Source organism: Pseudomonas sp. CM25, from assembly GCF_013179705.1.
In the GTDB taxonomy this organism is placed as follows: Bacteria; Pseudomonadota; Gammaproteobacteria; order Pseudomonadales; family Pseudomonadaceae; genus Aquipseudomonas.
In genome coordinates, this window is sequence record NZ_JABMCW010000016.1 from 1 (window position 1) to 25,255 (window position 25,255).

23 protein-coding genes and 3 pseudogenes are annotated in these 25,255 nt (G+C 60.2%); 15 read left to right on the forward strand and 11 right to left on the reverse strand.

Annotated elements, in window-relative coordinates; translation table 11 throughout:
- From tssC to HP546_RS03415, 14 genes are all read left to right on the forward strand, one after another.
- A partial coding sequence (gene tssC, locus HP546_RS03350) for a type VI secretion system contractile sheath large subunit (RefSeq protein ID WP_172219587.1) occupies nt 1-909 on the forward strand: 909 nt, incomplete at its 5' end.
- A complete protein-coding gene (gene tssE / locus HP546_RS03355) occupies nt 906-1,316 on the forward strand; it encodes a type VI secretion system baseplate subunit TssE (RefSeq protein ID WP_172219589.1) in 411 nt (136 codons plus the stop codon). The genes tssC and tssE, both read left to right, overlap by 4 nt.
- A gap of 3 nt (nt 1,317-1,319) precedes the next feature.
- Nucleotides 1,320-3,086, forward strand: a complete 1,767-nt coding sequence (tssF, locus tag HP546_RS03360) for a type VI secretion system baseplate subunit TssF (protein ID WP_172219599.1) — start codon at nt 1,320-1,322, stop codon at nt 3,084-3,086.
- Nucleotides 3,050-4,066, forward strand: coding sequence for a type VI secretion system baseplate subunit TssG (tssG, locus tag HP546_RS03365; RefSeq protein ID WP_172219601.1), 1,017 nt, complete (start codon nt 3,050-3,052; stop codon nt 4,064-4,066). Before tssF ends, tssG begins: the two co-directional genes overlap by 37 nt.
- Nucleotides 4,063-4,620 carry an FHA domain-containing protein gene (locus HP546_RS03370; protein WP_172219603.1) on the forward strand — a complete coding sequence of 186 codons (558 nt, stop codon included), beginning with the start codon at nt 4,063-4,065 and terminating at the stop codon, nt 4,618-4,620. Before tssG ends, HP546_RS03370 begins: the two co-directional genes overlap by 4 nt.
- Nucleotides 4,617-5,411, forward strand: coding sequence for a type VI secretion system lipoprotein TssJ (tssJ, locus tag HP546_RS03375; RefSeq protein ID WP_172219605.1), 795 nt, complete (start codon nt 4,617-4,619; stop codon nt 5,409-5,411). The genes HP546_RS03370 and tssJ overlap by 4 nt, the downstream gene beginning before the upstream one ends.
- Before the next feature lie 46 nt (nt 5,412-5,457).
- Complete coding sequence (tssK, locus tag HP546_RS03380; RefSeq protein ID WP_172219613.1) at nt 5,458-6,795, forward strand: type VI secretion system baseplate subunit TssK; 1,338 nt, start codon at nt 5,458-5,460, stop codon at nt 6,793-6,795.
- 1 nt (nt 6,796) lies between these two features.
- Complete coding sequence (gene icmH, locus HP546_RS03385) at nt 6,797-7,645, forward strand: type IVB secretion system protein IcmH/DotU (protein WP_172219615.1); 849 nt, start codon at nt 6,797-6,799, stop codon at nt 7,643-7,645.
- A 132-nt stretch (nt 7,646-7,777) separates the two neighbouring features.
- Nucleotides 7,778-8,293: an Hcp family type VI secretion system effector gene (locus tag HP546_RS03390; protein ID WP_172219617.1), complete on the forward strand. Its 516-nt coding sequence runs from the start codon at nt 7,778-7,780 to the stop codon at nt 8,291-8,293.
- A 75-nt stretch (nt 8,294-8,368) separates the two neighbouring features.
- The gene (locus HP546_RS03395; RefSeq protein WP_172219626.1) at nt 8,369-10,435 is read left to right on the forward strand and encodes a type VI secretion system Vgr family protein; all 2,067 of its coding nucleotides are present in this window, start codon (nt 8,369-8,371) and stop codon (nt 10,433-10,435) included.
- 14 nt (nt 10,436-10,449) lie between these two features.
- The gene (locus HP546_RS03400) at nt 10,450-11,805 is read left to right on the forward strand and encodes a DUF2169 domain-containing protein (RefSeq protein WP_172219629.1); all 1,356 of its coding nucleotides are present in this window, start codon (nt 10,450-10,452) and stop codon (nt 11,803-11,805) included.
- Nucleotides 11,805-12,161 (forward strand): DUF4150 domain-containing protein, encoded by a 357-nt coding sequence (locus HP546_RS03405; RefSeq protein ID WP_172219631.1) that lies wholly within the window; start codon nt 11,805-11,807, stop codon nt 12,159-12,161. Before HP546_RS03400 ends, HP546_RS03405 begins: the two co-directional genes overlap by 1 nt.
- Before the next feature lie 4 nt (nt 12,162-12,165).
- The gene (locus tag HP546_RS03410; RefSeq protein WP_172219633.1) at nt 12,166-13,497 is read left to right on the forward strand and encodes a polymorphic toxin type 15 domain-containing protein; all 1,332 of its coding nucleotides are present in this window, start codon (nt 12,166-12,168) and stop codon (nt 13,495-13,497) included.
- A gap of 3 nt (nt 13,498-13,500) precedes the next feature.
- Nucleotides 13,501-14,163 carry a GAD-like domain-containing protein gene (locus HP546_RS03415; protein WP_172219635.1) on the forward strand — a complete coding sequence of 221 codons (663 nt, stop codon included), beginning with the start codon at nt 13,501-13,503 and terminating at the stop codon, nt 14,161-14,163.
- A 115-nt stretch (nt 14,164-14,278) separates the two neighbouring features.
- On the opposite strand, the pseudogene HP546_RS03420 reads toward HP546_RS03415, so the two are convergent.
- The 7 genes and pseudogenes from HP546_RS03420 to HP546_RS03450 all read right to left on the reverse strand — a co-directional run.
- Nucleotides 14,279-14,427 (reverse strand): annotated as a pseudogene (locus HP546_RS03420) (IS5/IS1182 family transposase); the annotation flags it as partial.
- A 98-nt stretch (nt 14,428-14,525) separates the two neighbouring features.
- Nucleotides 14,526-15,110, reverse strand: a pseudogene (locus HP546_RS03425) (IS66 family transposase); the annotation flags it as partial.
- Between the two features lie 771 nt (nt 15,111-15,881).
- Nucleotides 15,882-16,394 (reverse strand): annotated as a pseudogene (locus HP546_RS03430) (transposase); the annotation flags it as partial.
- Entirely contained in the window at nt 16,357-16,626 is a 270-nt protein-coding gene (locus tag HP546_RS03435; RefSeq protein ID WP_372242407.1) for a toxin VasX, read from the reverse strand. The gene HP546_RS03435 and the pseudogene HP546_RS03430, both read right to left, overlap by 38 nt.
- Before the next feature lie 307 nt (nt 16,627-16,933).
- The gene (locus HP546_RS03440; protein ID WP_172219637.1) at nt 16,934-17,905 is read right to left on the reverse strand and encodes a biotin-dependent carboxyltransferase family protein; all 972 of its coding nucleotides are present in this window, start codon (nt 17,903-17,905) and stop codon (nt 16,934-16,936) included.
- A complete protein-coding gene (locus HP546_RS03445) occupies nt 17,902-18,789 on the reverse strand; it encodes an allophanate hydrolase subunit 1 (RefSeq protein WP_172219639.1) in 888 nt (295 codons plus the stop codon). The genes HP546_RS03440 and HP546_RS03445 overlap by 4 nt, the downstream gene beginning before the upstream one ends.
- A gap of 90 nt (nt 18,790-18,879) precedes the next feature.
- Nucleotides 18,880-19,638 (reverse strand): 5-oxoprolinase subunit PxpA, encoded by a 759-nt coding sequence (locus HP546_RS03450; protein ID WP_172219641.1) that lies wholly within the window; start codon nt 19,636-19,638, stop codon nt 18,880-18,882.
- 130 nt (nt 19,639-19,768) lie between these two features.
- Here HP546_RS03450 and HP546_RS03455 point away from each other — a divergent pair, with 130 nt between their 5' ends.
- Complete coding sequence (locus tag HP546_RS03455) at nt 19,769-20,686, forward strand: LysR family transcriptional regulator (protein WP_172219643.1); 918 nt, start codon at nt 19,769-19,771, stop codon at nt 20,684-20,686.
- Between the two features lie 21 nt (nt 20,687-20,707).
- Here the strand turns inward: HP546_RS03455 and HP546_RS03460 are convergent, their stop codons facing one another.
- The 4 genes from HP546_RS03460 to HP546_RS03475 form a co-directional block, all read right to left on the reverse strand.
- The gene (locus HP546_RS03460; RefSeq protein WP_172219645.1) at nt 20,708-21,979 is read right to left on the reverse strand and encodes an OprD family porin; all 1,272 of its coding nucleotides are present in this window, start codon (nt 21,977-21,979) and stop codon (nt 20,708-20,710) included.
- A gap of 81 nt (nt 21,980-22,060) precedes the next feature.
- Complete coding sequence (mhpT, locus tag HP546_RS03465) at nt 22,061-23,245, reverse strand: 3-(3-hydroxy-phenyl)propionate transporter MhpT (RefSeq protein ID WP_172219647.1); 1,185 nt, start codon at nt 23,243-23,245, stop codon at nt 22,061-22,063.
- Nucleotides 23,246-23,312: 67 nt separating this feature from the next.
- Nucleotides 23,313-24,323, reverse strand: coding sequence for a 4-hydroxy-2-oxovalerate aldolase (mhpE, locus tag HP546_RS03470; RefSeq protein ID WP_172219649.1), 1,011 nt, complete (start codon nt 24,321-24,323; stop codon nt 23,313-23,315).
- The gene (locus tag HP546_RS03475) at nt 24,320-25,252 is read right to left on the reverse strand and encodes an acetaldehyde dehydrogenase (acetylating) (RefSeq protein WP_172219651.1); all 933 of its coding nucleotides are present in this window, start codon (nt 25,250-25,252) and stop codon (nt 24,320-24,322) included. Before HP546_RS03475 ends, mhpE begins: the two co-directional genes overlap by 4 nt.
- Nucleotides 25,253-25,255 lie beyond the last annotated feature (3 nt).

A 25,255-nucleotide genomic window follows, 5' to 3' on the forward strand; every position in this document is an offset into this window, starting at 1 on the left:
GCCGCCCCATCCCCCGATTTCTTCAATTTGAGCAGCTTTGAAGAGCTGCCCAATCTGAAGGAAATCAAAGATATTTTCGCCGGGCCTCGGCATGCCAAATGGCGTGCGTTCCGTGAAAGTGAAGACGCTCGCCACACTGCACTGACCGGCCCCCGTTTCATGCTTCGCCCGGCCTACCATCCGCAAGAAAATCCCGTGCAGAGCTATCACTACGTCGAGGACATTGCAGGACGACACGAAAACTACCTGTGGGGCAACTCCGCCTTTTTGCTGGCCAGCTGCATTAACGACAGCTTCGCCCGCTACCGCTGGTGCCCTAACATCATCGGCCCGCAGTCCGGTGGCGCCGTCGAAGATCTGCCAGTACACCTCTACGAGGCGCTGGGGCAGTTACAAGCGAAGATCCCAACCGAGGTGCTGATTTCTGATCGCAAGGAATTTGAGCTGGCCGAAGAAGGTTTCATCGCCTTGACCATGCGCAAAGACAGCGACAACGCCGCATTTTTCTCGGCCAACTCGGTGCAGAAACCGAAGAACTTTCCCAAGACCGCGGAAGGGCTGCAGGCTCAGACCAACTACAAGCTCGGCACCCAGCTGCCTTACCTGTTCATCGTCAACCGCCTGGCCCACTACATCAAGGTGCTGCAGCGCGAGCAGATCGGCAGCTGGAAAGAGCGCAAGGACCTTGAGTCAGAACTCAACAAATGGATCAAGCAATACGTCGCCGACCAGGAAAATCCGTCCGCCGATGTGCGTAGCCGCCGACCGCTGCGTTCCGCGAAGGTCGAGGTGTCAGACGTCGCCGGTGACCCGGGTTGGTACCAGGTCTCGCTCGCCGTGCGCCCGCACTTCAAATATATGGGTGCGAACTTCGAAATTTCTCTGGTCGGCCGGCTCGATACCCAATGAGCGGATTTTTCGACCGTTTGGTTGCGGATCAGACCGTGATCCGCGATCCGTCCAGGCAAGAGAACGCGTCCCACAAGTTCGCCGCCATCAAGCGCCACCTGGAAACGCTGCTTAACGCTCGCCAAGGCTGCTCGCAGAGCAGCCCTGAGCTTGGCCTGCATGACTTCAACGGGCACGACGCAAGCAGTGGCGACCTGCTCAAGCAAGTGAGCGCCGACATACGCCGCACAATTCGGCGTTTCGAGCCTCGTGTGCACGTGCGATCGCTCAAAGCCATGCCCGATTGTCTCGCCCCGCTGGAGCTGCATTTCAGGCTGGACTGCCAGGTGCAGGTCAACAACCACAAGGAGCAGCTGCAACTGGAGCTGCTGGTCAACGGCCATAGCCGCCACACCCGAGTGAGGTGACCGATGTCACTCAAGGATCGATTCAGCGAAGAGTTGCGTTACCTGCATGAGCTGGGAAACGACTTCGCCAAAGACAACCCACAACTTGCCCGGCTGCTGGGCAAGGGTGGCAGCGACCCGGATGTCGAACGCCTGATGGAAGCCTTTGCCTTCCTCACGGCCAAGCTGCGCCTCAAGCTGGAGGATGACTTGCCAGAGCTGACGCACCCCATGCTGCAACTGCTGTGGCCCAATTACCTGCGGCCACTGCCGAGCGCCACCATTATCCAGTTCACACCACTCAAGCAAGCGCTCAGCCAATCGCAACGCATTCCCAAAGGTTCACAGCTGTTCTCTAAACCTGTGGACGGTGTGCCTTGTGAGTTTCGCACCTGCACGGCAGTGGATATCCATCCGTTCGAGATCGAATCGGTAAGCGCTACCCAGACGCTTGACAGTTCGGTGGCAAGCATCGAGCTGCGCACCTTGGTCGAGCGACCCTTGAACACCCTCGGCTGCAACAGTCTGGATTTCCACCTGAGCGGTGATACCGAGACTGCCCGCACGCTGTACCTCTGGATCGCTCAATACCTCAAGCATGTCGCTGTGACGATCAATGGCGAGGTCCGCAGGCTGCCAGCCAGCAGCATCGTCTTCCCAGGCTTCAGCTCAAACGAAGGGCTGCTGCCTTACCCGCAGAACGTCTTCGACGGCTATCGGATCTTGCAGGAATACTTTGTATTTCCAAAGCGCTTTCACTTCTTCAGCATCACCGGACTGCAGAAGATCTGGCCCGATCAAGCAACTCAGCAGGTGGGCATTGAACTTCACTTCACCCGCCAGCTACCGGATTCGTTGCGTATCGGCACGGCGGACTTCAGCCTGTTCTGCACGCCGGCGGTAAACCTGTTCAGCTACACCGCCGAGCCTATCGACCTCTCCAACCGGCACGCCCCTTCTGACCTCACGCCCAGAGGTAAAGAGCGGCATGCGTATGAAATTTTCAGTGTTGATCGAGTGATCAGCACCCGTACGACAACAGACGGCAGTACCGGCGAACACCTACGTACCTTCCGCCCCTTCGAATCGTTCGCCCATGAGATCGAGCACGCTCAAGGACGCACGGCGCTGTACTACCGCTACACCCTCGAAGAGTCCTTGCGCGGCGATGGCGTCACGCACCGTATCGCTTTCGTGCGCGCCGATGCCAACGCCTACACCGGTGAACTGGAAACGGCGTCTATCGACCTGACCTGCACCAATCGCGATCTACCCCTGGCATTGGGCGTCGACGATATCAATGTGTTTTCCGAAGTCACGCCGCCGCTCACCACCTATACCAACATCTGTAAACCGACACGCCCCTATCGGCCGGTGCTGGATGGCCAGTTGCAGTGGGCGCTCATTTCCAACATGTCGCTCAACTACCTGTCGCTGCTTTCGGCCGAGCCGCTGAAAGCGGTGATTCGTGCCTATGACTTCGTGGCATTGCACGACCTGCAACAGACACGCACCACCCATAAGCGCCTCGAAGGCATCCGCGATGTTCAAACAGAACCTCTGGATTGGCTAATCAAAGGCCAGCCCATTCGCGGGCTACGCACACGGCTGAAGCTGGATCAGGCCGCCTTCCTCTGCGAGGGCGACCTGTACCTGTTCGGCTGCGTGCTCGCGCACTTCTTCGCCCTGTACGCCAGCATCAACTCCTTCCATCAACTGGAAGTGATCAACACTACCAACAACGAGCACTACACATGGCCCATCCAGACCGGCAAACAACCGCTGATCTAGCCGACAAGCTGCTCGCCGACGCACACCAGTACAACTTCTACCAGTTGCTGGAGCGCCTGCACGGCCTGCACGGGGATGACCTGGAACCGCGTTGGCCGGACCGGGCCACTCGCCTGCGCGTGCGGCTGGGCAGCGACCCGCGACTGACCTTTCCGGTTTCCGACGTGTACAAAGCCGAGCGCATGCCCGAAGCCGAAGACCGCTATCGCGTGTGCACCACCTTCATGGGCCTGCACGGCACAGACTCGCCCTTGCCAACCTATTACCTGGAAGAAGTGTCATACGAGCATGCCCACGGGATTGGTGTACGGCCGGCGTTCTTCGACTTCTTCAATCACTACGTGCTGAGCCTGCTGCACCGCATCTGGCGCAAGTACCGCTACTACATTCGTTTCCAGCCGGGTGCCAGCGATGGGTTTTCCCAGTACATCTTCGCCCTGCTCGGGTTGAATGACAAACAGCTGCGCGGTGATACGGCACTACCCTGGAGCCGGCTGCTCAGTTTCGCCGGTGTGATCGCCAGCCGCAGCCGTGCACCAGGCACGGTCGCCGGCATCATCGCCCACTGTTTTGACTTGAAGCAGGTGCACATCCGAGAGTTCGAAAGCCGCTCGGTTCCCACCACTGCCACGCAACAGGTGAGCCTTGGCTGCAGCAACGGTGCACTGGGTAGCTCCTTCATGGTCGGCAGCCGCACGCGAACCCGCAGCAGCAAGTTCACCATCGTGATCAGCGAGCTTGATCAGGAACAGTTGCGTGACCTGTTGCCCAGCGGCATCAACTTCAATCGCTTGCGTGCTCTGATTGATTTCCTGTTGCGTGATGGTCTGGCCTACGACCTGGAGCTGCGCCTGAAGCAGAACGCATTGTCGCCCTTCTGCCTGCATCCTGCCAAGGGCGCCTACCTGGGCTGGACCAGCTTCGTCGACGATCACCACGGCCAGATCAGCCCCGTCGTGCGATTCCGGGGGCGCTCATGAGCACATTGACCTTGAGCATTACGAACCTTGATCAATTGCAGCACAACGTCACTATCCGGCATCAATTCGATTGCACAGGCGGCACCATCGGCAGCGCCGAAGCCACGTGGCGGATCAACGATCGGGAGCAGACCGTTGCGCCGATTCACTGCGAAATTCGCTGGATAGAGGGCAGCTTCTGCGTCATTGACCGCTGTCAGCGTACCTACCTCAACGACAGCCACGACAGCTTGGGTTCGCTCGCCCCCAGGCGACTGCTGGAGGGTGACCGACTGCGCGTTGGCGCCTATCGACTACAGGTTCAACTGTCGCAGGCCGATGCACGCTCTCTGGAGGACATGTTCAGTCCTGAACAGCGAACCCTTGATCACTGGCTAGTGGAGGTTCCAGCCAACGCCCGGCAACCCATTTCAGGCGCCACGCAGGTTGTCGCAGACATCTGCTCGGTCTTCGCGCCAAGTATCGGTAACGATCCTTTGGCGGCACTGGACGCTGCAACGGGGCCAACGCAATCGAGCCCGCTGGAACACCTGATTGCAGGAGAACGCCCATGACGCGTCATTCATTCGTGGTCGTTCTACTGACGGCACTGATCGGACTCTCGGGCTGCACGGCTCTGAGTAAAATCGGCCAAGTGATCAAGGATCCCTCGGTGCCCGTCGGGGCGACCAGAGAGCATCCCACCCAAGTCGCGTTCAGCATCAATGCCAGCCCGACGCTCAACGGCAACGCGCACAGCGTCGACGTGTCAGTTGAGCAGCGTGGCGCTCTGGAACCCAGTCCCTATGCCGTCAGCTTAAGCGCTGGCGACCCTTACGCCTTGACCGAAAAAGTCGGGACGCTGCTCGAATACCTCCAGGAACAGTTCCCGGGAATGTCACCCGTCGCGGTGCCAGTGGACGAGGACGATCAGCCAAATCGCTCCCCCTTTGAGGAAAGCACGCCCGGCCGCTACGAAGACCCGACCGTGGTGCTGACCTTACCCCACACCGCCACCCTGGCTGGCGAGTCAATCGCCACGCCCATGGCCATCAAGATCCTTCAGCTGCGCGACGACTCGCTGCTGCGCAACAGCGTCTACGAACTGCTGGACAAGGATCCGGCCAAGGCGCTGCGCAGCACCTACATTCGCGATGACGACTACCTGCTGCGACCTGGCCAGTTCAAGTTCATCCCCTTTGCGGCCATCGAGCCCGAAACCCGTTTCGTCGCAGTTATCGCCGACTACCGCAACCAGGAGAACGCCACATGGAGCCAGGTGCTGCGTATTCCGCCGCGCGGCCAGCAGATCATCCTGTCGGTGTTGCTCAACGACACGCAGGTCCTGCTCAAGGAAGAAGACTGATGGCAGCCCAGTCCCTCTCATTTACTCACGCTGACACGGAGCGCTCATGAGTTCACGAAACCCCGTCCTGTGGCCTGAAGGCCTGTTCGTCAAACCGCAGCATTTCCAACAGGCGGCCCGGGCCGCTGAAGCGGCCCTGCATCAGCGCCTTGGCAGCCTGAACGCAGCCTTCTATGGCTTCAGCGAACTGCAGTTGAATGATGAGTACCTGAGCCTTGGCAAGATCGCCATCACCCGCGCGCGGGGCATCATGCCGGACGGCACGGTGTTCGATATCCCTGCTGACCTGCCGCCACCCCCACCGCTGGAAATCGAGGACGACGGCGCCAAAGACAGCGAGATTTTCCTGTGCCTGCCGCTGCGTACCGAAGGTGGCCGCGAGGTGAGCTGGCCTGACAATACCGCCAACTTCCGTTACAGCGCGCAGGCAGAGGAAATCAAGGACACGCACAGCGTCGACGGCGACCTGGTGCAGGTTGACCTGGCAGTGCCAAACCTGCAACTCAAACGCAAAGCTGACGATAGCAGCGCTTACACAAGGCTGGCCCTGGCACGCATATTGGAACGCCGCCCCGATGGCAGCCTGCAACTGGACGAAGGGTTCTATCCCACCAGTGTCTCGGTACGCGCCATACCGGCATTGCAACGCTTTCTGGAGGAGATCACAAACACCCTGCGCGAACGTGCGCGCAACCTTGCCGCCCGCATCGGTGCTTCAGGTCAGTCGGGTATCGCCGACATCCGCGACTTCAACTTGCTCCAGGCCATGAACCGCTGGTGGCCGTGCTTCCAGCATCTGGCCAGGCAAGGCCAGACGCACCCCGAGCAGCTTTATCTGTACATGAGTCAAGCCTGTGGTGAGTTCGTCACCTTCACCGACGAGGCCCGTCTGCCGCAGGAATACCCTGCCTATCGCCACACAGCGTTGCGCACTTCGTTCAAACCTTTGGAAGACACGCTGCGCCGCGCGCTGAGCACGGTACTTCAGCCGCGCGCCGTGTCGCTGCCATTGGAAACGCTGAAGTACGGATTGATGCAGACCACGCTGGACGACCGTCGCCTGATCGATCAAGCCGACTTCATCCTGGCAGTGCGCGCCAATCTGCCACCGCAAACGCTGCGCCAGATGTTTGTGCAGAAGGCCAAAGTCGTTTCGCTGGAAGCGTTGAACGAGGTCGTGCCGCTGCAACTGCCGGGTATTCCACTGGTGCCGCTACCCGTGGCGCCACGGGACCTGCCTTTCCATGCAGGCTTCACCTACTTCGAACTGGACCGCCGCGACTCGAGCTGGGCGGGCATGAAAGGCTCAAATGGCTTCGGTATTCATGTCGCGGGCGAGTTCCCGGGGCTTGAGTTGCAGTTCTGGGCGATCAGGAGTGAATAAGATGAAAGATAGTACTCAGGACATTCAGGATGACAACAAGGGTTTCTTCGAATCGATAGAGAACTTAGATAGCAGCGGCAAAACATCGTCTGAACATGGCACCTCAGAAGTACAGACCGAGCCTGCTTTTGAGGGGTACGCCGCCGACCCGGATTTCCAATTACGAGGCGGCTTCGCAAATCTGATGCTGGATGCTGCCGCACCCTTGTTCGGCCTGGTCATGCGCCTGCGCACCCTGGATGAATTACCCAACATCAAGGACGTGCACCGGCAGGTACGCAACCAGATCGACAACATCAGGGAAGAAATGCGCCAGCACGGCTACGAGCACACTCAGCTGCTGGCCTACTCCTACGGTCTGTGCCTTTACATCGATGAAGCGGTCATGGAAACACCCTGGGGCCAGACCAGCTGCTGGAGCCAGGAGCCACTGCTGAGCATCTTCCACGACGAAACCTGGGGTGGCGAAAAGATCTTCACCGTGCTCTCGCGCCTGATGCAGGAACCCGAGCGCTACCAGGACGTGCTGGAGTTCATGTATTTCGCGCTGTGCCTGGGCTTGAAGGGCAAGTACGCCATCGCGCCGAAAGGCGAAGAGTCGCTGAACGGCCTCATTCACCAGCTTCACGGGATCATCCGCGAACTGCGCGGCCCCGTGCCGGAATCGGTCGGCGATCCCTACACCAACGTGGCCCCGCGCAATTTTCGCATGAACCGGCAATGGCCCTGGTGGAGCCCGTTGGTGATTTCTGCAGTCGCCATGGCCGTGGCCTACAGCATCTACAGCTACCGCCTGCACCTGATTACCACCGAGGTGCTGGAGTCACTCAACGGCATCTTGCAGCAATAGCGCGTCGAACAGCGACGCAACCGAATTCAACGAATTGACGAGGTACCTGCCTCGTTGACAAGCCCATCGTTTCCGATGGCCACGCCGCCCGTGGTGGCGTGTTGTATCCACATGGACGCAGGAGAAACTGCCATGCCAACACCCGCTTACATCAAGATCGAAGGCCAGACCCAAGGCAACATCACCGCAGGCGCCTTCACCTCTGACTCGGTCGGCAACGTGTTCGTCGAGGGCCATGAAGACGAGATTCTGGTGCAGGAAATCAAGCACCAGGTGACCACCCCAACCGACCCGCAGAGTGGCCAACCCGCAGGACAGCGGGTGCACAAACCGTTCATTTTCACCAGCGCCCTGAACAAAGCCACACCGCTCATGTACCAGGCTTTGGCCAGCGGCGAGATGTTGCCGACCGTTGAAGTCAGCTGGTATCGCACCTCAGTGGAGGGCAAGCAGGAACACTTCTTCACCACCAAGCTGGAGGACGCCACCATCGTCGATATCCACACCACCCTGCCGCATGCGCAGGACAAGGAGAACGCTGGCTTCACCCAATTGATCGAAGTGTCCATGTCCTACCGCAAGATCTCCTGGGCCCATGTGGTGGCAGGTACCGAAGGCTCTGACGACTGGCGCAAACCGATCGCCTGACCCCACTGAAATGCCCCAGGCAGCCTCGCGCTGCCTGGGCTTTTCGACTCTTCAGACGGCGGACAAGGATCTTTTATGCCTAGCCAATCTGATTTGCGCTACAGATTCGAGCCACTGGTGGGCGACGTTGAGTTCGAAGTGGTGTCGTTTGAACTCAGGGAAGCGATCAGCGCACCCTTTACTTTGGAACTGGAGCTGGTCAGCTTCGAACCCGATATCGACTTCGGCCAAGTGCTGGACAAACCGGTGGTACTCACCATCCTGGATGAAGAAGGGCCGGTGCGGTACGTGAACGGCCTGGTGAGCAGCTTCAGCCAAGGCGAAAGCGGCTTTTACCGCACCTACTATCACGCGCTGGTCGAACCCATTCTGGCCCGCGCCGGCCTGCGTTCGAACTGGCGCATCTTCCAGCAAAAAACCGTGCCGCAGATTCTTGAGTTGATGCTCAAGCGCCAGGGTATCGATCAATACGAGCTTCGCGTGAGCATGGACCACCAGGTGCGCGAGTTCTGCGTGCAAGCGGGCGAGACCGACCTTGACTTTATCGCCCGTCTGGCGGCGGAAGAGGGCTTCGTCTATCGCTTCGAGCACAGTGAAAAACTGCATAAGTTGATCATCACAGATCAGCTGCTGTCCCTTGGGTTGATCAGCCATGGCGCGCTCAAGACTGGCAACGATGACGAAGGCTTCTTTGAGGGCGAAGACGTTATCGATCCCAACACTGTGCTGTATCAATCCAGCAGTGGTGGTGATCAGGCTAGACCCTGCCTGCGGCGACTGCGCTACAGCGAACAGGTCCGAACCTCGCGGCAGGTCCAGCGCGACTACACCTTCACCCATCCGGCGTATCGTCAGGAACACCGTGCTGCCGGCCCTTTCCTGGAACACCAATCCACCGACTACGAACGCTTCGACTATCCCGGTCGCTACAAGCGCGATGCCGTGGGCAAACCGTTCACCGAGAACCGCATCACCGCCCTGCGCCACGATGTGCGCATTGCCGAAGTTCAAGGGGATGACGCACGGCTACAGCCCGGGCTGAGCTTCACGCTGACCGGTCACCCTCGCGATGACCTCAATGCCCACTGGCGAGTGAACAGTGTCGTTCACAAAGGCCGCCAGTTCACCAGCCTGCAGGAAGAGGCTGCCAGCGTCGACCAAAGCACGCGCTATGAGCAAACCGCAGTGCTGGTGCCAGGTCGCACCGAATGGCGCCCTGCCCCTTTGCAGAAACCTCGCGTGGACGGCCCGCACATGGCTACCGTGGTCGGCCCGCCCGGCGAGGAGATCTACTGCGACGAGTGGGGTCGGGTCAAGGTCAGCTTCCCCTGGGACCGGGAGAGCAACAACAACGAGTTCAGCTCCTGCTGGGTGCGGGTATCCCAGGGATGGGCCGGTGGCAGCTGGGGCGCGATGGCCATCCCGCGTATCGGCCAGGACGTGATCATCCAGTACGTCAACGGTGACCCCGACCAGCCGATGATCACTGGGCGCACCTATTGCGGTAACCAGCTGCCGCCCTACGACCTGCCCGACCACAAGACCCGCATGACCATCAAGAGCCAGACCCACAAGGGTGATGGTTTCAACGAGCTGCGTTTCGAGGATGAGCTGGGTCGGCAGGAGGTGTTTATCCATGCGGAGAAGGATCAGAACAACGTCGTCAAGCACAACGAAACTACCTTCGTCGGCAACGACCGCAGCGAGCGGGTGGACCACAACGAAACCATCTCCATCGGCGACCATCGCACCGAAGACGTCGGCAAAAACGAAACCATCAGCATCGGGCTCAATCGCCACGTCACCATCGGTGCCAACAAGACCGAAACCATCAAGTTGGCGAAGGCGGAAACCATCGGCCTAGCCAAGGCGCTGACCATTGGTGCGGGCTATCAAGTCAGTGTCGGTGCGGCGATGAATACGACAGTTGGCCTGAGCCAAAGCGAGCAGGTAGGCGTACACAAGTCCGTGATCGTCGGCAACCGCTTCAACATCACAGCAGGCGACGAACTCAGCATCACGGTAGGCAAGGCGACGTTGGTCATGAAGTCCGACGGGACCGTGCTGATCAACGGCAGCAACTTTGACTTCAGTGCCACAGGGCCTGTGCAAATCAACGGCAAGGATGTCGATCTCAACTGAAGGGGTAACCCAACATGGAATTTCGCAACCTGACGCCTTTTGACGTCATGTGCTTCAGCGCGCTTGCGCCTGACGGTCAGGAACATCCTGTCATTGCAATGAAGGTCGGATATCGCCTTGAAAATATTGATGGCTGTCCTGGCAAACTCCGAGCCATCGTCGTCGATGACGAACCAGTGCCGCTGTGCATGGCCGATACCTACTATGCAGAGATCGGCAGCAGTTCCGTATTAGAAGAGAGCGACCTGGCGCCATTCAAGCCACGCTGCGATGTCATCGTCGTCGGCCATGCGCATGCGCCGGCAGGACAACCTGCAACTTCGTGGGAAGCCAGTGTCCGTGTTACATCGACCCGTCCCAAGCAAGTAATCCCTGATCCGCCACCCCCGAAGCGCGCACCGAATGTTTACCTGACCGCTGATGAATTGCAGGCGCGCCAGGCAGAAGTACTGGAAGTTCGGCGTCGCAACAGAGAACAGCTCACGCCAATCGTGTTACTGGACAAGACCCTGCGCTTCACCGGTCCACGAGAGTTTCATCACAACTTCTTCGGCTGGTACCTCACAGACCCAGAGCTTGCCACGCGTGTTCCGTTGCGCTGGGAGCATGCTTTTGGCGGCACCAGCCGGTTCGCCAATCCCGAATACGGGCAAAACCCCGATGCCTCCGAGTTCCTGCTCAATGAAGTTTGCTTCAGTAACCCATTGGGCTGTGGCTGGCTGGAACACGGTCATGAAGAGTTGCACTACGAGCAGACCGGCGAGACGCTGGCCAGCCTGCCGGCGCCTCAGATCGAGCATTTGGACAACCCCATCGAGCGCCTGCTGCGCTCGCGGCATCCAGCTGGCCCACTCAATGCCTCTGCTATGGCTGAGGTCGCGGCCTCCTATGACTGCAGGCCGGCCGGCTTCGGCATCGTTGGCCGAGCGTGGGCGCCGCGCTTGGCACTTGCAGGTACTTATGACCAAAGCTGGGAGGAGGACCACTGGCCCGGGTTGCCACAGGATTTTGATTTCGGCTACTGGAATGGCGCCCCGGTTGACCAGCAGGTAGCTTTTCCTGCACCGGATGCACGCATTGCCCTGCTCAACCTGACTGATCCATCCCTGAGCCAAGATGGTAACTGTGAAGTCCAGCTTCCAGGTCACCGCCCCTTCGTGCTCATGCGCATGACCAACGGCGTAATGCTGCCGCTGCCGATGCTCACCGACACATTGCGCATCGACACCGATGCCATGACCCTGTCGATGACGCACCGCATCAGCCTGTCCAATTCGCTGGATATTCGTGTGCTCGAAGCGCGTTTCGAAACCAATCCAGAAGCGCCCATCATTCGGCGCGCCCCGCACCGCAGCAGGGAGCACGTCTGATGGCCGATAACGTAATGGCTCGGCAACAGACGAAATGGACGGTTATCAGCATCGCGCCCGATGTTTGCAAAACACCGATGGGCAGCAGCGTTCCACCCGTGCCTTATCCGGTCACGGCAGAACTGGATACCAGCAGCGGTGTGGCGAAAAGCGTACGTGCTAATGGCCATCCTGTAGTCGTCTACAAGCGCAGTTTCACTCCAAAGACCATCGGTGACGCAACCGGCCAAGCCAAAGGTGTCAAGAGCGGCACCGTCGAAGGCAAATGCCATCCGCTGGAGCACAGCAGTTCCGTTCGTGCGGAGGGGCGCCACCTGGTCCGCCACGGGGACCTGTTCTGGATGAATGGGAGTTGATGCCATGAGCATTCAACCAGTTCAACTAGACACGCTTGTCGTCCAAGTACACGAAGTGCCGTTGCGCAGGGTGCCAAACGGACCGGACAGGATGTACGTACAAACCGATGGTGCTGGAAATGTACTGGTCGACTTTGCCGATGGCGCCGATGAGTGGGGCAGATCTCTGACACTGGGTGAAACGCAGTATGAGGCCCTACGTCAGGAAGCATTCCGCATGGAACTCGCTGACTTGGAGGACATACCAACCTACACTCAACTCTACCCATCATCGAAAAACAGCGGCGCGACCACCACGCCGAATGGCAACACGCTAGGTAGAGTAAGAGGTGAAACGCTCGCCACCGGAGATACTGCGGAGTCCTCTAACCCTGGTGTGAAAACGGAATCACCAGCAGAAGGCGCAACAGGCGATGAGATACTGGATGGCCTTCAGCTAGGGCTAGATATCGTAGGTCTGATCCCAGTCGTTGGCGAAATAGCTGATGTCGCTAATGCGGGCATCAGCCTCGCCCGTGGTGACTATGCGGGAGCCGCTCTATCTTTGCTATCGGCAGTTCCATTTGCAGGGTACTTAGGAACAGCAGGCAAATTAGGTAGGCATGGCGCCAAGGCAGTGGCAGAGGCATCCGTCAAGACATCCAAGGAGGTTATTGAGCGAACGGCAAAAGAAACAGCGCAGAAGCGAGCTAAGGCGGCAGCTGCACGTAAAAAGGCGCCAGGCGGGAAGGTACGACCGAAGAAGCTGCAAAAGAAAAAAACAGAGTGCTTCGACCCTCGACAGTCTGACGCCTACAAAAAAATGAGCGAGACAGAAAAAAAAGGGTATCTCAAAGAGTATGCTCGCCAGCTCAAGCGGCAGGAGGATGCAATCAACAATATGTCGGCCAAAGATTTCTCTGGTGCAAGGAAAATGTTCGACGAAACCAAGCGGAAAACTGGAGATTCCGGCCGAAATCCTCTGGCGGACAAAGCGCAGCGCGATTACCGACGTGACAGGCGTAAAGAAATAGAGAAAAGCGTATACGAAAGTAAAAGAAACACGGGCGTAGCCCCTAAAGTCGCGAAAGCCGAGGCCAAAGCAGAGAGCGGCGCGATCATGGAAAAATTAGCCGCGCTCCACGAGCCTGATATGATCGCGGGAGGCTGGGCCAAACCCGACCCCACAGGGTTAGGAGACAAACGTATAAACAGCGCCATTGGTGGAAGCTGGGGACATAAGGAAAGAATCAAGACCATCGAAAGCGCAGCAGACAGAGCCATCGAGCGGGGCGATGGTAAGGCGATGATGAGTGTCGAACTAAGCATTTGCCCTCCAGATAAAAAAGGAAAATAAGTAATGCGTGACTTAGATTTTGCTGAATTTATCGAGTACTTTGGAGAAGCAACTCAGCGAACCAGCGTTCCAGAAGCTAGCTTTGAAAAGTGGAAGAGCATACTTCCACCTGTATTGATCCAATACTGGAAAAATGAAGGGTGGGCAGGATATGCAAATGGACTTTTTTGGACTGTTAACCCCGATGATTACGAGCATATTAAAGATGCCTGGCTCAAGGATACACCGATAGAATCCCTTGATAAATTCCATGTAATAGCCAGAAGCGCGTTTGGAAACCTTTACTTGTGCGGCGAAAAAACCGGACACAGCACTTCAATCATCTGCAACCACAATGAAATACTCGCAGTAAAGAATCGACTAAAAATCAAAGAACTGACCGCTCAAAACATTACGATCCAATCGCTATTCGGGACTAGCGAACCAGAGGATTATGATAACACCGATTCAAACGGAAAGCCTTTATTCGAGCGCGCACTCAAGAAATACGGCCCGCTCGCCCCAGATGAAATTTATGGCTTCGAACCTGCCTTGGTGGCCGGAGGAAAACCCACCCTGCAGAATCTGTGTAGGTTAAAGCTCGATCCTCATCTGCTAATTTTACGTAACTTCGATACACCGAGACTGCCCTTCTCCAGTAAAGATCTCAAAAATTTGATAAAATAGTTCCCCTTTATTCAATAAACATATTCATGTGAAAACCACCCAAAATCACTCATTGGGATCATAAGATTTCAGACCGCACAAATGAGAGCAACCTCAGCATCAGTGCAGAGAGAATTTCCAGCCAGCCAAACTTGCGCTTGATGATGTTGCGCTGCCGGTACCTGCCCCGATCAAACAGTCTGGGTAAGCCAGGCTTGGGTTTGCGCTTCATTGAGGCAGCGGGATGACGGGTTGCATTCGATATTGATCGCAGTATCGGCGTAGCACTTAGGCGGCAGATTGCGCTCCGCCGGAGGCTTGGGTAGAGCCACTACGCCGAGTGCGATCCATGAACCACACCTATCACATGATGGGCCCACAGGTTACCGTGGCATCTCTGGCGAGCAGTTCCACGGCAGCAGGGCTTCGTAGTTTGCCACCGACGATGCATACGGCAGGCGCTCCAGTACGTGGCGCAGCCACGTATAGGGCTCCTGGCCGTTGACCTTGGCGGTCTCGACCAAGCTGTAGATCTGCGCACTGGCCGTCGCACCCTTGGGCGTGTCACTGAACAGCCACGCCTTGCGCCCGATGACAAATGGCTTGATCGCACGCTCTGCCAGGTTGTTGTCGATCGGTAAATGACCGGCCTCGACATAGCGTTCCAACCGACTCCAGTTGTTCGCCAGATAGTGCACGGCCTTGCCCAGCACACTTTGCGGTGTGACCTGGGAGTACGTCTTGTCCAGCCAGCTTTTCAACTGACCGAGGCGTGGCAGGCTTCTTTCCTGGCGACCGAGGAACCGCTGTTCGTCGCTCACCTCCTTGAGTTCGCGCTCGATGCCGTACAGCTTGTTGATCATCGCCAGCGCCACATCGGCGCGGCCCGTCTTACCCTTGGGCTGCACTTTCTGCGCTTCGACGAACTTGCGGCGAGCATAAACCATGCACGCCAGCCGCTCGACACCTTCCCGATCTATTTGCTCAATTGGCAGACCAAAATGATTGACAAGAATAAGCACTCACGACCTAAAGGCATGGAGCTATTCGAGATTAAACCCGCTATCGTTGATGGTGATCCGATAAACCCTGAAAACAAAACCTGGCTAACGAGACAGCAGCACTTTGAGTGCTGTACGCTACTGGAACCGACTTATCACTAACCTGCGTAACAAGCCAGAGTAAATAAACACTCCCCATTCAACTTGTCGCGCCATGACGACAAGTTGATACCCCTGCACAGTTACATTGCCATTCGGTAAAAAAGGTGAGCGATAAATAATATGCAGGGCGCCCGACTGACTCTGCTCGCTACAGGCGAACCGTACCCATACCCACAAACTTTTTTCGAGCTTTCCAAAAACTTGACAGAACGACAGCATGGTCAGCTGAGCTGTGTTTTTCATCAGCTCACGAAAACGTAATTCCACGCAACCAAATTGGTTCTTGATTAACTAAAACGGATGCACGGCCTTATCGTACCTGCGCTTTGCAGTACTCCATGTTGCGCTTGATCTTGTGGAAACCACTGCGTTTGTTGAGCCTGGAACACGCGCTGTGCCGCGCCGCAATTTACCAGACGACCTTACGCCATCATGCTCTTTACGCTTCTCGACACTGGTGCATCCAGCGTCTACATAAACCGTACTGTCTTTGCCATGCAACAGCTTGGCAACCTGCATGATATCGGCCACGTTGGTCGCAGAGCCATGAACATGATGAACCGGTTCCGACTCGCCAGCACCGCTGGATGTGTAGTCGAACAGCACGACTTTCTGATCCGGTGGCCCACTGGCTTGCACCCACATCCAGGATTCGCTGGTCGGGTCTCGATCCGCTTCTTTAAGCACTTGGACGCGCGCTTCTTCGCAATGGATGACCGGGCTTTCCAGCAACCGGTCGCGCATCAGATTCAGCAGTGGTTGCAGGTGCTCGCCGCACTGAATCACCCAGCGTGCCAAGGTCTGACGCGGAATTTCGATAACGTGTCTGCTCAGCACCGTTTCGAAACGGTGCAGCGGTAAGCCATCGACATACTTGGTCGTCAGCAGCATCGCCAAGACGCTCGGACTGGCCATGCTCTTTTCGATCAACTGAGCGGGTTGGTCAGCGGTGCCCGGAGCGATTTCACAGCCACGGCAACCGTAAACTCTACGGATGTGTTTGATCACGTGGATCTGCATGGGCACGATATCCAGCTGCTCGCTGGTTTCTTCACCGATCACATGTTTGCAGCAACCGCAGGCACACGTCGGCTGCCTGCAGCGGCGACGGCGGACCGTCCTGGGGCTCGTACGGGTTGAAATAGCGTAAATGACCCTGCGCACTGACCTCGTAGCCATGCCAGACCTGCTGGTCGAGCAGCACGTACAGGTAACCCATGCGCAAGGTGCGCAGGCCCAGCTTGGCCGAAATATGCAGGCTGTCGGCCACCGCAGCGCGCGGCGCAGCGGCAGGAGGATCGGCAGACCCTGGCGCTCGCATAACATGCACTGGTCGTGCAACAGCCCGCCTTCAGCGGCGGCAATGGCAAAGCAGCCGCTGCTCCCTGGCAGCGACCGCGACCATGTCGCGCACTGCCGTTCTGGGAGGAGCCTGGCGTTTCCCAAGTCGCTGTAGGAATATTCGAACGTGAATGTAGGAACGGATTTACCCGCGAAGAACCATGAGGGTGGATGGCACCGGCTTCGCCGGTGTTCGCGGGCAAGCCCGCTCCCACAGGGATCGCGCACGCCGATTAAATTTTGTGCAAGACAGTTGCTCCTGCTTCAATGAGAAAAACGCATTGCGCTCAGGAGAACAGCCTGGCCAGGCAACCGAGCTTCTTCTTGTACGACCGCCGCGCCTCCAGCGCCTGCTCCAGGCTGACCGCCAGAAACCGTGCCTGCTGGTTCGGCTGCATCTGCCCGATCAGATCGAGGTCGGCGCTGATCACCGTGCCGATCATGGCATAGCCACCGCCCGACACTGCATCCCGGTGCAGGATGATCGGCTCCAGCCCCGCCGGCACCTGAATCGAACCGATCGGGTAGCAGCTGTCGACGATGTTGGAGGGGTCCGAGCCCGCACCGAACGGCTGTTCCCGCGGTTGGAAGCTCAAGGCACTGCCGCCCTTGTAGCGATAGCCGATACGGTCCGCCTCGGAGCCGACCGTCCAGGCCTGGGTGAAGAAGCTTTGCGCCGCCGCGTCGGTCAGGCGGTGGAAGTACAGGCCCGGCACCACCCGCAGTACCACTTCGCCGCCCAGGGCCTGGCGCAGGGCCATGGGCAGGCTGGCACCGGCGTGGGTCTTGCCGCTCGGCAGGCCGACCGGCAGCACATCGCCCGCCATCAGCTTGCGCCCATGGAACCCGCCCAGCGCTCCCAGGGCATAGGTGGAGCGGCTACCGAGCACCTCGGGTACATCGATGCCTCCGGCCACCGCCAGGTAGGCACGGGCGCCAGCGGTAGGGAAGCCGAACCGCAACACCTGCCCCGCGCGCACGGCAAACGCCGTGTCCGGGCGCTGCTCACGGCCATCGAGCAACACCGGCATCTGTGCCCCGCATACCGCCACCAGTGCATCGTGCTGGAACTCCAGCTCCGGCCCCACCAGCGCGCATTCAAGGCCTGCCGCACCGGCCGGGTTGCCCACCAGGTGGTTGGCGGCGCTCAGGGCATACTGGTCAAGTGCACCAGACGGCGGGATGCCCAGGTGGTAGTAGCCTTCGCGGCCCAGGTCCTGCACGGAGGTGGCCAGGCCCGGTTTGAGTACCTTGATCATGCCAGCACCTCCTGCAGCGATTTGGGGTAGCCGACCGGGTCGGCGAGGAACGCGTCCAGGGAAAACTCCACCGGGCGAATGCGCAGGTCGAAGCGACCCTCCTCCACATCCGCCACTGCCTGGTCGTAGGTGCGGCGGTCGATGGGCTTGAACTGCACGATGTCTCCTGGTCGGAAGAACACCATGTGCGCCTTCAGGTAATTCAATGTCTGCTGCGGGTCGTAGATCGGCGCCGGAGTAACGCCGAACATCTGGTAGCCCCCTGCCCCGCGCACCGAGTAGATGCAACCAAAGCAGCCGCCATGGCCCAAGGTGAGCTTGGGGGTGTCGGTGCGTGGCCGCAGGTATTTGGGCACCTGTAACTGCCGCTCGCGCTCGACCATCTGGAACATGAACGGCAAGCCGGCGACGAAGCCGACCATCGACACGAACCAGGGCGCGCCGCTGTGCGCAGCGATGAACGCCTCGACATCGGCCAGGCCGTTGATGCGCGCCGCGTACTCCAGGTCGGTGCTGGTCGGGTCCTGGTGGCGGTCACGAAAGCGCATCAGGGTTTCGTGCGTCCACGGGTCGTTGTACAGCACCGGTATCTCGATGATTCGCGTGTGCAAGCTGCGCTCGGCCACCGCCTGGGCTTCTGCACCGCGCACGGCGTCGAGCAGCGTTTCGGGGGCGATGCGGTCCGGGTCGAAGCGGATCTGGAACGACGCGTTGGCCAGGCACACATCCAGCACGCCATCCAGCGCCAGCCGCTCCACCGCACGGGTGATGGCCATGCCCTTGAAAAAAGCCTCCAGCGACATGCTGTCACTGACTTCGGCAAACAGATGCTCGTCGGCGCCGAAGCTGTAACGGATCGGGGTTGTAGCAAGCGGTTCGGCCATGACTGTTCCTTTTCTTGGAATCTTTATAGAAAGGCAGGCAAAAACAAAATGCGCGGGCTGCGGCGGGTACATGCCGCATGCCACATGGGCTCAGCGCGGGGCTCGCACCTCGATGCCCGCTGTGTCCAGCGCCTTGCGCGTGGCCTCGACCAGGTCCAGCGCACCCGGGGTATCACTGTGCAGGCAGATGGAGTCGAACTCGATGGCCAGGTCCTGGCCCTCGACCGTGCGCACCACGCCCTGCTGGCAGGCCCGCAGCACCCGCTCAGCCACTGCTCTGGGTTCATGACCACGGACATTGCGGGTGAACACGATCGAACCACTCAGGTCGTATTCGCGGTCGGCGTAGAACTCGCGAACCACCGGCTGGCCGAGTTGCCGGGCGATCCGGCAGATCACCGAACCCGGCATGCAATACAGCAGCAGTTCGGGCTCGATTACCCGCAGGTTTTCCACCAGCAGCCGCGCGGCTTCTTCGTCACGCGCCAGGTGCATGTATAGCGCCCCGTGCGGCTTGATGTGCTGCAGGGACACGCCCTGGGCGCGGGCAATTTCACGCAGCGCGCCCAGTTGGTAGAGCATGTCGTCGACCAGCTCCTGGGCCGGCGCATTGATGTGCCGGCGGCCGAAGCCGACCAGGTCGCGGAAACCCGGGTGCGCCCCTACTGCAACGCCCAAGGCCTTGGCCCGCTCGACAGTGCGGCGCATGGTGCCGGGGTCGCCGGCATGAAAGCCGGTGGCGATGTTGGCCGTGCTGATGTAGCCCATCAACTCGTTGTCGACGCCATCGCCAATGGTCCACGGGCCAAAGCCCTCACCCATGTCCGAGTTGAAATCCACCACTTGCATGACTGTCTCTCCTGGCACTTGTGACTGCATGCAGGCCACGTTAGATTCTCGTCGCCCCCTTGGGAAGATCTATAAACAGATAGGGTGTCTTCGGAAAATCAGATACCTGCAGCCGCCACAGGAGCCTACCGTGTCACTGACCCTGCGCCAGGTCCGTTATTTTATCGCCACTGCCGAGATCGGCCAGATATCCCAGGCGGCGATCCACCTGAACATCTCCCAGTCGGCGGTGACCACGGCGATCAAGGAGCTCGAGGCGATGCTCGGCATGCTGTTGTTCCAGCGCTCCGCCCAAGGCATGAGCCTGACTGAAGCTGGCCGGCACTTCCTGAACCGCGCCTACGTGATAATGCGCAGCGTCGACGATGCGTTGAACAGCCCGCTACCGGACATGCGCGCCAGTGGCCTGCTGCGCCTGGCCGCAAGCTACACGGTGATCGGCTACTTCCTGCCCCACCACCTGCAGCGCCTGGAGCACTGGCATCCAGGCGTAACCCTGGAGCTGTACGAGCAGGAGCGCAGCGCCATCGAACAAGGCCTGCTGGAGGGGCGTTTCGACATGGCGGTGGTGCTCACCGCCAACCTCACCCACCCTGCCATCGTTTCGGAGACGTTGTTCAACTCCGAGCGGCGGTTGTGGTTGCCCGGGCATCATCCGCTGTGCGAGCGCTCGGCGGTGAGCCTGGCCGATGTCGCCAAGGAGCCTTTCATTCTGCTCACAGTCGATGAGGCCGAGCAAAGCGCCATGCGCTATTGGCAGCAGGCCGGGCAGCAGCCGCGCGTGCGGGTCAGGACCAGTTCGGTGGAGGCCGTGCGCAGCATGGTCGCCAATGGCAGCGGCGTGGCGATCCTGTCCGACCTGGTGCACCGGCCCTGGTCGCTGGAGGGCAAGCGCATCGAGACAGTGACCATCAGCGACCCGGTGACGCCGATGAGCGTGGGGCTGGCCTGGCACCGGGAGCGGGCGTTCAGCCCGGCGATGCAGGCTGTGCGCAACTATTTCCATGATGCGTTTCTGGCACCGCAGCAGTTGTCTGCCCGGCGCTGATGGAGCATGCGTATGCCCCAGTCACCAGAGCCTCACGGTGTAGTCCAGGTTGACCCGCAGCTCGTTGTCGTCCCGGTGCGTCGCACCCGCTGCAAAATCATTGCGATACCAGGCATGCCGCACGCGCAACGCCACACCTTTGAACGTGCCCTGCTGCACGGTGTACGACAGCTCCACATCCTTCTCGCTTTCACTCAGCCCGGCCCCGCCGAAGCCCGGCAGTTCGATGTTGTCACCCCGTACGTAGCGCAGCATGCCCTTGAGCCCCGGCAACCCGAACGGGGCAAAATCCTGGTCGAACCTGACCTGCCAGCTGCGCTCCCTGGGGTTGAGAAACTCCGAACTCAGCGTGCCTTCGGTGATCACCAGCGGCTCGGTACCGTACAGGTAAGGCATGGCGGTATCGCCATCCAGGCGCATGTAGCCCACGCCAACGCTATGGCTGGCCCAGGCATAGCTCAGCATCAAGGCCGTGTTGCGGTTGTCGACCTTGCCGGCCTTGGCTGCACCGTCCTCACCCGTGACGAACAGGCGCACATCGCTTTTCAGGCGCCCAGTGCCAAGCTGGCGCTCGTCGACCAGGCCGAAGTAGTCCTTGCGGTACAGCTGGTCCAGTTCGGCGTGGTAATACCGCAAGGTCAAGGCCTCGGACCAGGCGTAGTCACCGCCCAGAAAGGTGAAGCGGTCAGATGTGGCAGCGCCGTTGAAGCGCCCGTTGGGCGAACCGATGCTCATCTTCTGGTAGTCGGTCGAGTCGCGCAGGTTGATGCGGTCGAGCCAGCCGGCATGCAGGCTCAGGCGGTCGATGTCGGATGAACGCAGGTAAGCGCCGCGAAACGTCTGTGGCAGCAGGCGCGTGGGGCTGGCGAAGGCAATCGGCAGAAAAGTACTGATGCTGCCGCTCTGCAGCTCGGTGCGTGAAATGCGCAGCTTGCCGGTCAGGCCCAGCTCGGAATAGTTGTCCGCCGGCTCGCGCGTACTGCGGTCGAAGGGCAGCAGCCCGGTGCCGGCACGGTCGGGTGAAGAGTCCAGCTTTACCCCGAGCATGCCCTTGGCGTCGAGGCCGAAACCTACAGGCCCTTGGCTGAAGCCTGAACTGAGATTCAGGATGAAGCCCTGGGCCCATTCACGGGCGGCGGCCTGCGGGGACGGGCCCAGGTAGTTGCGGTCGAAATAATAGTTGCGCAGCACCAGCTCGGCATGGCTGTCTTCGACAAAGCCAGCGGCGTGGGGCGGATTGGCGCAAAACAGGCAGGCGCTCAGCGCCAGGCAGGTTTTTCGGGCCTTGTGCATGGTGACTTCACTTTCTTGTAGTTGTAGGAAGCCCTGCCGCAGAAGCAGCAGGGAGCACGCCAGGGTGAACAGCGAGTGGCGTTATACCGGGCGACGGCCGATCAGGCGGAACAGTGCCAGGGCAGCAATCACCACGCCCGGTGCCGAGGCCAGCAGCACGCCGGCAGAGCCGGCACCGAGGGCGAGCATCTGGCCAGCTACCAGTGGCCCGCTCATGGCGCCCAGGCGGCCAACCGCAACCGCCGCACCCACGCCGGTGGCGCGCACGCGTGCGGGGTAGAAGTGCGGCGCCAAGGCATACAGCACCCCTTGCCCGCCAGTGGCGAAGAAGCCGGCAAAGAAACCGGCCGCGAGCATGCCGCGCAGGTCACTGGCCAGGCCCAGGCCACCGAGGGCAGCCAGGATGCCCAGGTACACCAGCGTCGCCGTCGCCCAGGCCGGCAAGCGTTCAAGCAGCTGGCCCAGGGCCAGGGTGCCGATGGCGGCGCCGATCTGCAGGGCAAACATCACCCAGCTGGCGTCATGGCTGCTGAAGCCCTGGCCGACCAACAGGCTCGGTAGCCAGTTGATCAGGATGTACACCACCATCAGGGTGAAGAAATAGCTCAGCCACAACAGCCATGTGGCGCCCTGGCCGAACAGCTCGCGGCACAGGCCGGGTGTATCACCGGCCGGCTGTGTGGCGCGAAACTGGCGCGACTCCGGCAGGTAGAACGCCAGCAACGGCAGGATCAGCAGCGGCCCGGCGCCACCGACATGGAACACCCGCTGCCACTCGCCGCTGTAACCGGCAATGCCGATACCGGCCGCCAGTGCTGCTCCCAACGGTACGCCGCAGTACATCAGGCTGACGGCGCTGCCGCGCAGGCGCTCGCCGGCGGCCTCGCTGCACAGGGCGATCAGGTTGGGCAATGCGGCGCCCAACCCTACCCCGGTGAGCAGCCGCGCCAGCAACAGGCTGGGCAGGCTCCAGGCGTGGGCCGTGGCCAGGGAAAACAGGCCGAACAGTGCCACCGACGCGATCAGCACGCGTTTGCGCCCCACGCGGTCCGCCAGCCAGCCGCCGACCAGGGCGCCGGGCAGCAGGCCGAGGATACCGGCACTGAACACCCAGCCCATTTGCAGCTTGCCCAAGTTGAAGGCGCTGGCCATGCCAGGGGCGGCGATGCCGGCGGCTTGCAGGTCGAGGCCTTCGAGCAGGGCAACGAGAAAACACAGGCCAATGGTGATGGCCGCACGCGGCGGGTTGTTTGCAAGAGAAGTCATGAAGCCACCCTGTTGTTCTTGTAGTGGGTTGTTGCCAGGCGGGGGCACCGCGCCCCCGCCAGGTGCATCAGCGTTTGAGCAGGTCCAGCGCTACATCGACGATCATGTCTTCCTGACCGCCTACCATCCGCCGCTTGCCCAGCTCGACCAGGATATCCACCGCCTTGATGCCGTACCTGGCAGCGGCCACTTCGGCGTGGCGCAAGAAGCTCGAGTAGACCCCGGCATAGCCCAGGGCCAGGGTTTCCCGGTCCACCCGCACCGGCCGGTCCTGCAATGGGCGCACCAGGTCATCGGCGGCATCCATCAGCGCGTACAGGTCGGTACCGTGATTCCAGCCGAGCTTGTCGGCGGCGGCGATGAACACCTCCAGCGGTGCATTGCCAGCACCGGCCCCCATGCCGGCCAGGCTGGCGTCGATGCGGTCGCAGCCCTCTTCCACCGCGGCGATGGAGTTGGCCACGCCGAGGCTGAGGTTGTGGTGGGCATGGATACCGGTGTGGGTCGCAGGGTCGAGCACAGCCTTGACCGCGCGGAATCGCGCGCGGATGTCGTCCATGTTCATCGCCCCGCCCGAGTCCACCACGTAGATGCAGGTGGCGCCGTAGCTCTCCATCAGACGGGCCTGCCGGGCCAGGCCTTCAGGCGTCTGCATGTGGCTCATCATCAGGAAACCCACCGTGTCCATGCCCAGTTCACGGGCATACTCGATGTGCTGGCGCGAAACATCCGCCTCGGTGCAGTGGGTGGCCACGCGCACGATGCGCGCACCGGCGTCGTAGGCGTTTTTCAAGTCATGCAAGGTGCCAATCCCTGGCAGCAACAGCGTGGCGATCTTGGCGTGGTTGACCGCGTCGGCTGCTGCTTCGATCCATTCAAGGTCGGTGTGGGCACCGAAACCGTAGTTGAAGCTGGAACCCTGCAGGCCATCGCCATGGGCCACTTCGATCGAGTCGACCTTGGCCAAATCCAGCGCGCGGGCAATGGCGCGCACGTCGTCCAGCGAATACTGGTGGCGAATGGCATGCATGCCATCGCGCAGGGTCACGTCACTGATATAGAGTTGCTTGCCGTTCATGCCAGGGCTCCCATTGCCAGGGCCATGCGCTCGGCAGTGGCCAGCGCGGCGGAAGTCATGATGTCGAGGTTGCCGGCATAGGCCGGCAGGTAATGGGCAGCGCCTTCGACTTCGAGGAACACCGATGTCTTCAAGCCGCTGAATTGGCCATGGCCTGGAATATTCAGGTTTTCCACCTGCTCGAACTGCACCTGCTGCTTGAGCCGGTAACCCGGCACGTAGGCCTGCACGGCGGCGGCCATTTCCTCGATGCTTGCCGCCACCTGTTGCGGGTCGGCGGCTTCACTGAGCACGTATACGGTGTCACGCATCATCAGCGGCGGCTCTGCAGGGTTCATGATGATGATCGCCTTGCCCTTGGCCGCGCCGCCGATCACCTCGATGGCCTTGCTGGTGGTTTCGGTGAACTCGTCAATGTTGGCGCGGGTGCCAGGCCCGGCGGACTTCGACGCGATCGAGGCGACGATTTCGGCGTAGTGCACCTTGGCCACACGCGACACCGCCGCAACCATCGGGATGGTGGCCTGGCCACCGCAGGTGACCATGTTGACGTTGCGCGCCTGCAGGTGCTGCTCCAGGTTGACCACCGGCACGCAGTACGGGCCAATAGCCGCCGGGGTCAGGTCGATGACCCGCAGGTCCGCCTTGTGCTGGCGCAGGAAAGCGTCGTTGTTGACGTGGGCACCCGCACTGGTGGCGTCGAAGACGAAGTCGATCTCGCCAAACAGCGGCAACCGGGTCAGGCCCTCGACGCCTTCATGGGTCGTCGCCACGCCCATCCGGGCAGCCCGCGCCAGGCCGTCGGAGGCGGGGTCGATGCCGACCATCGCGGCGATCTCGATATGTTGGGCGTTGCGCAGGATCTTGATCATCAGGTCGGTACCGATATTGCCGGAACCAATGATGGCGGCTTTGCGTTTGTGGCTCATGGG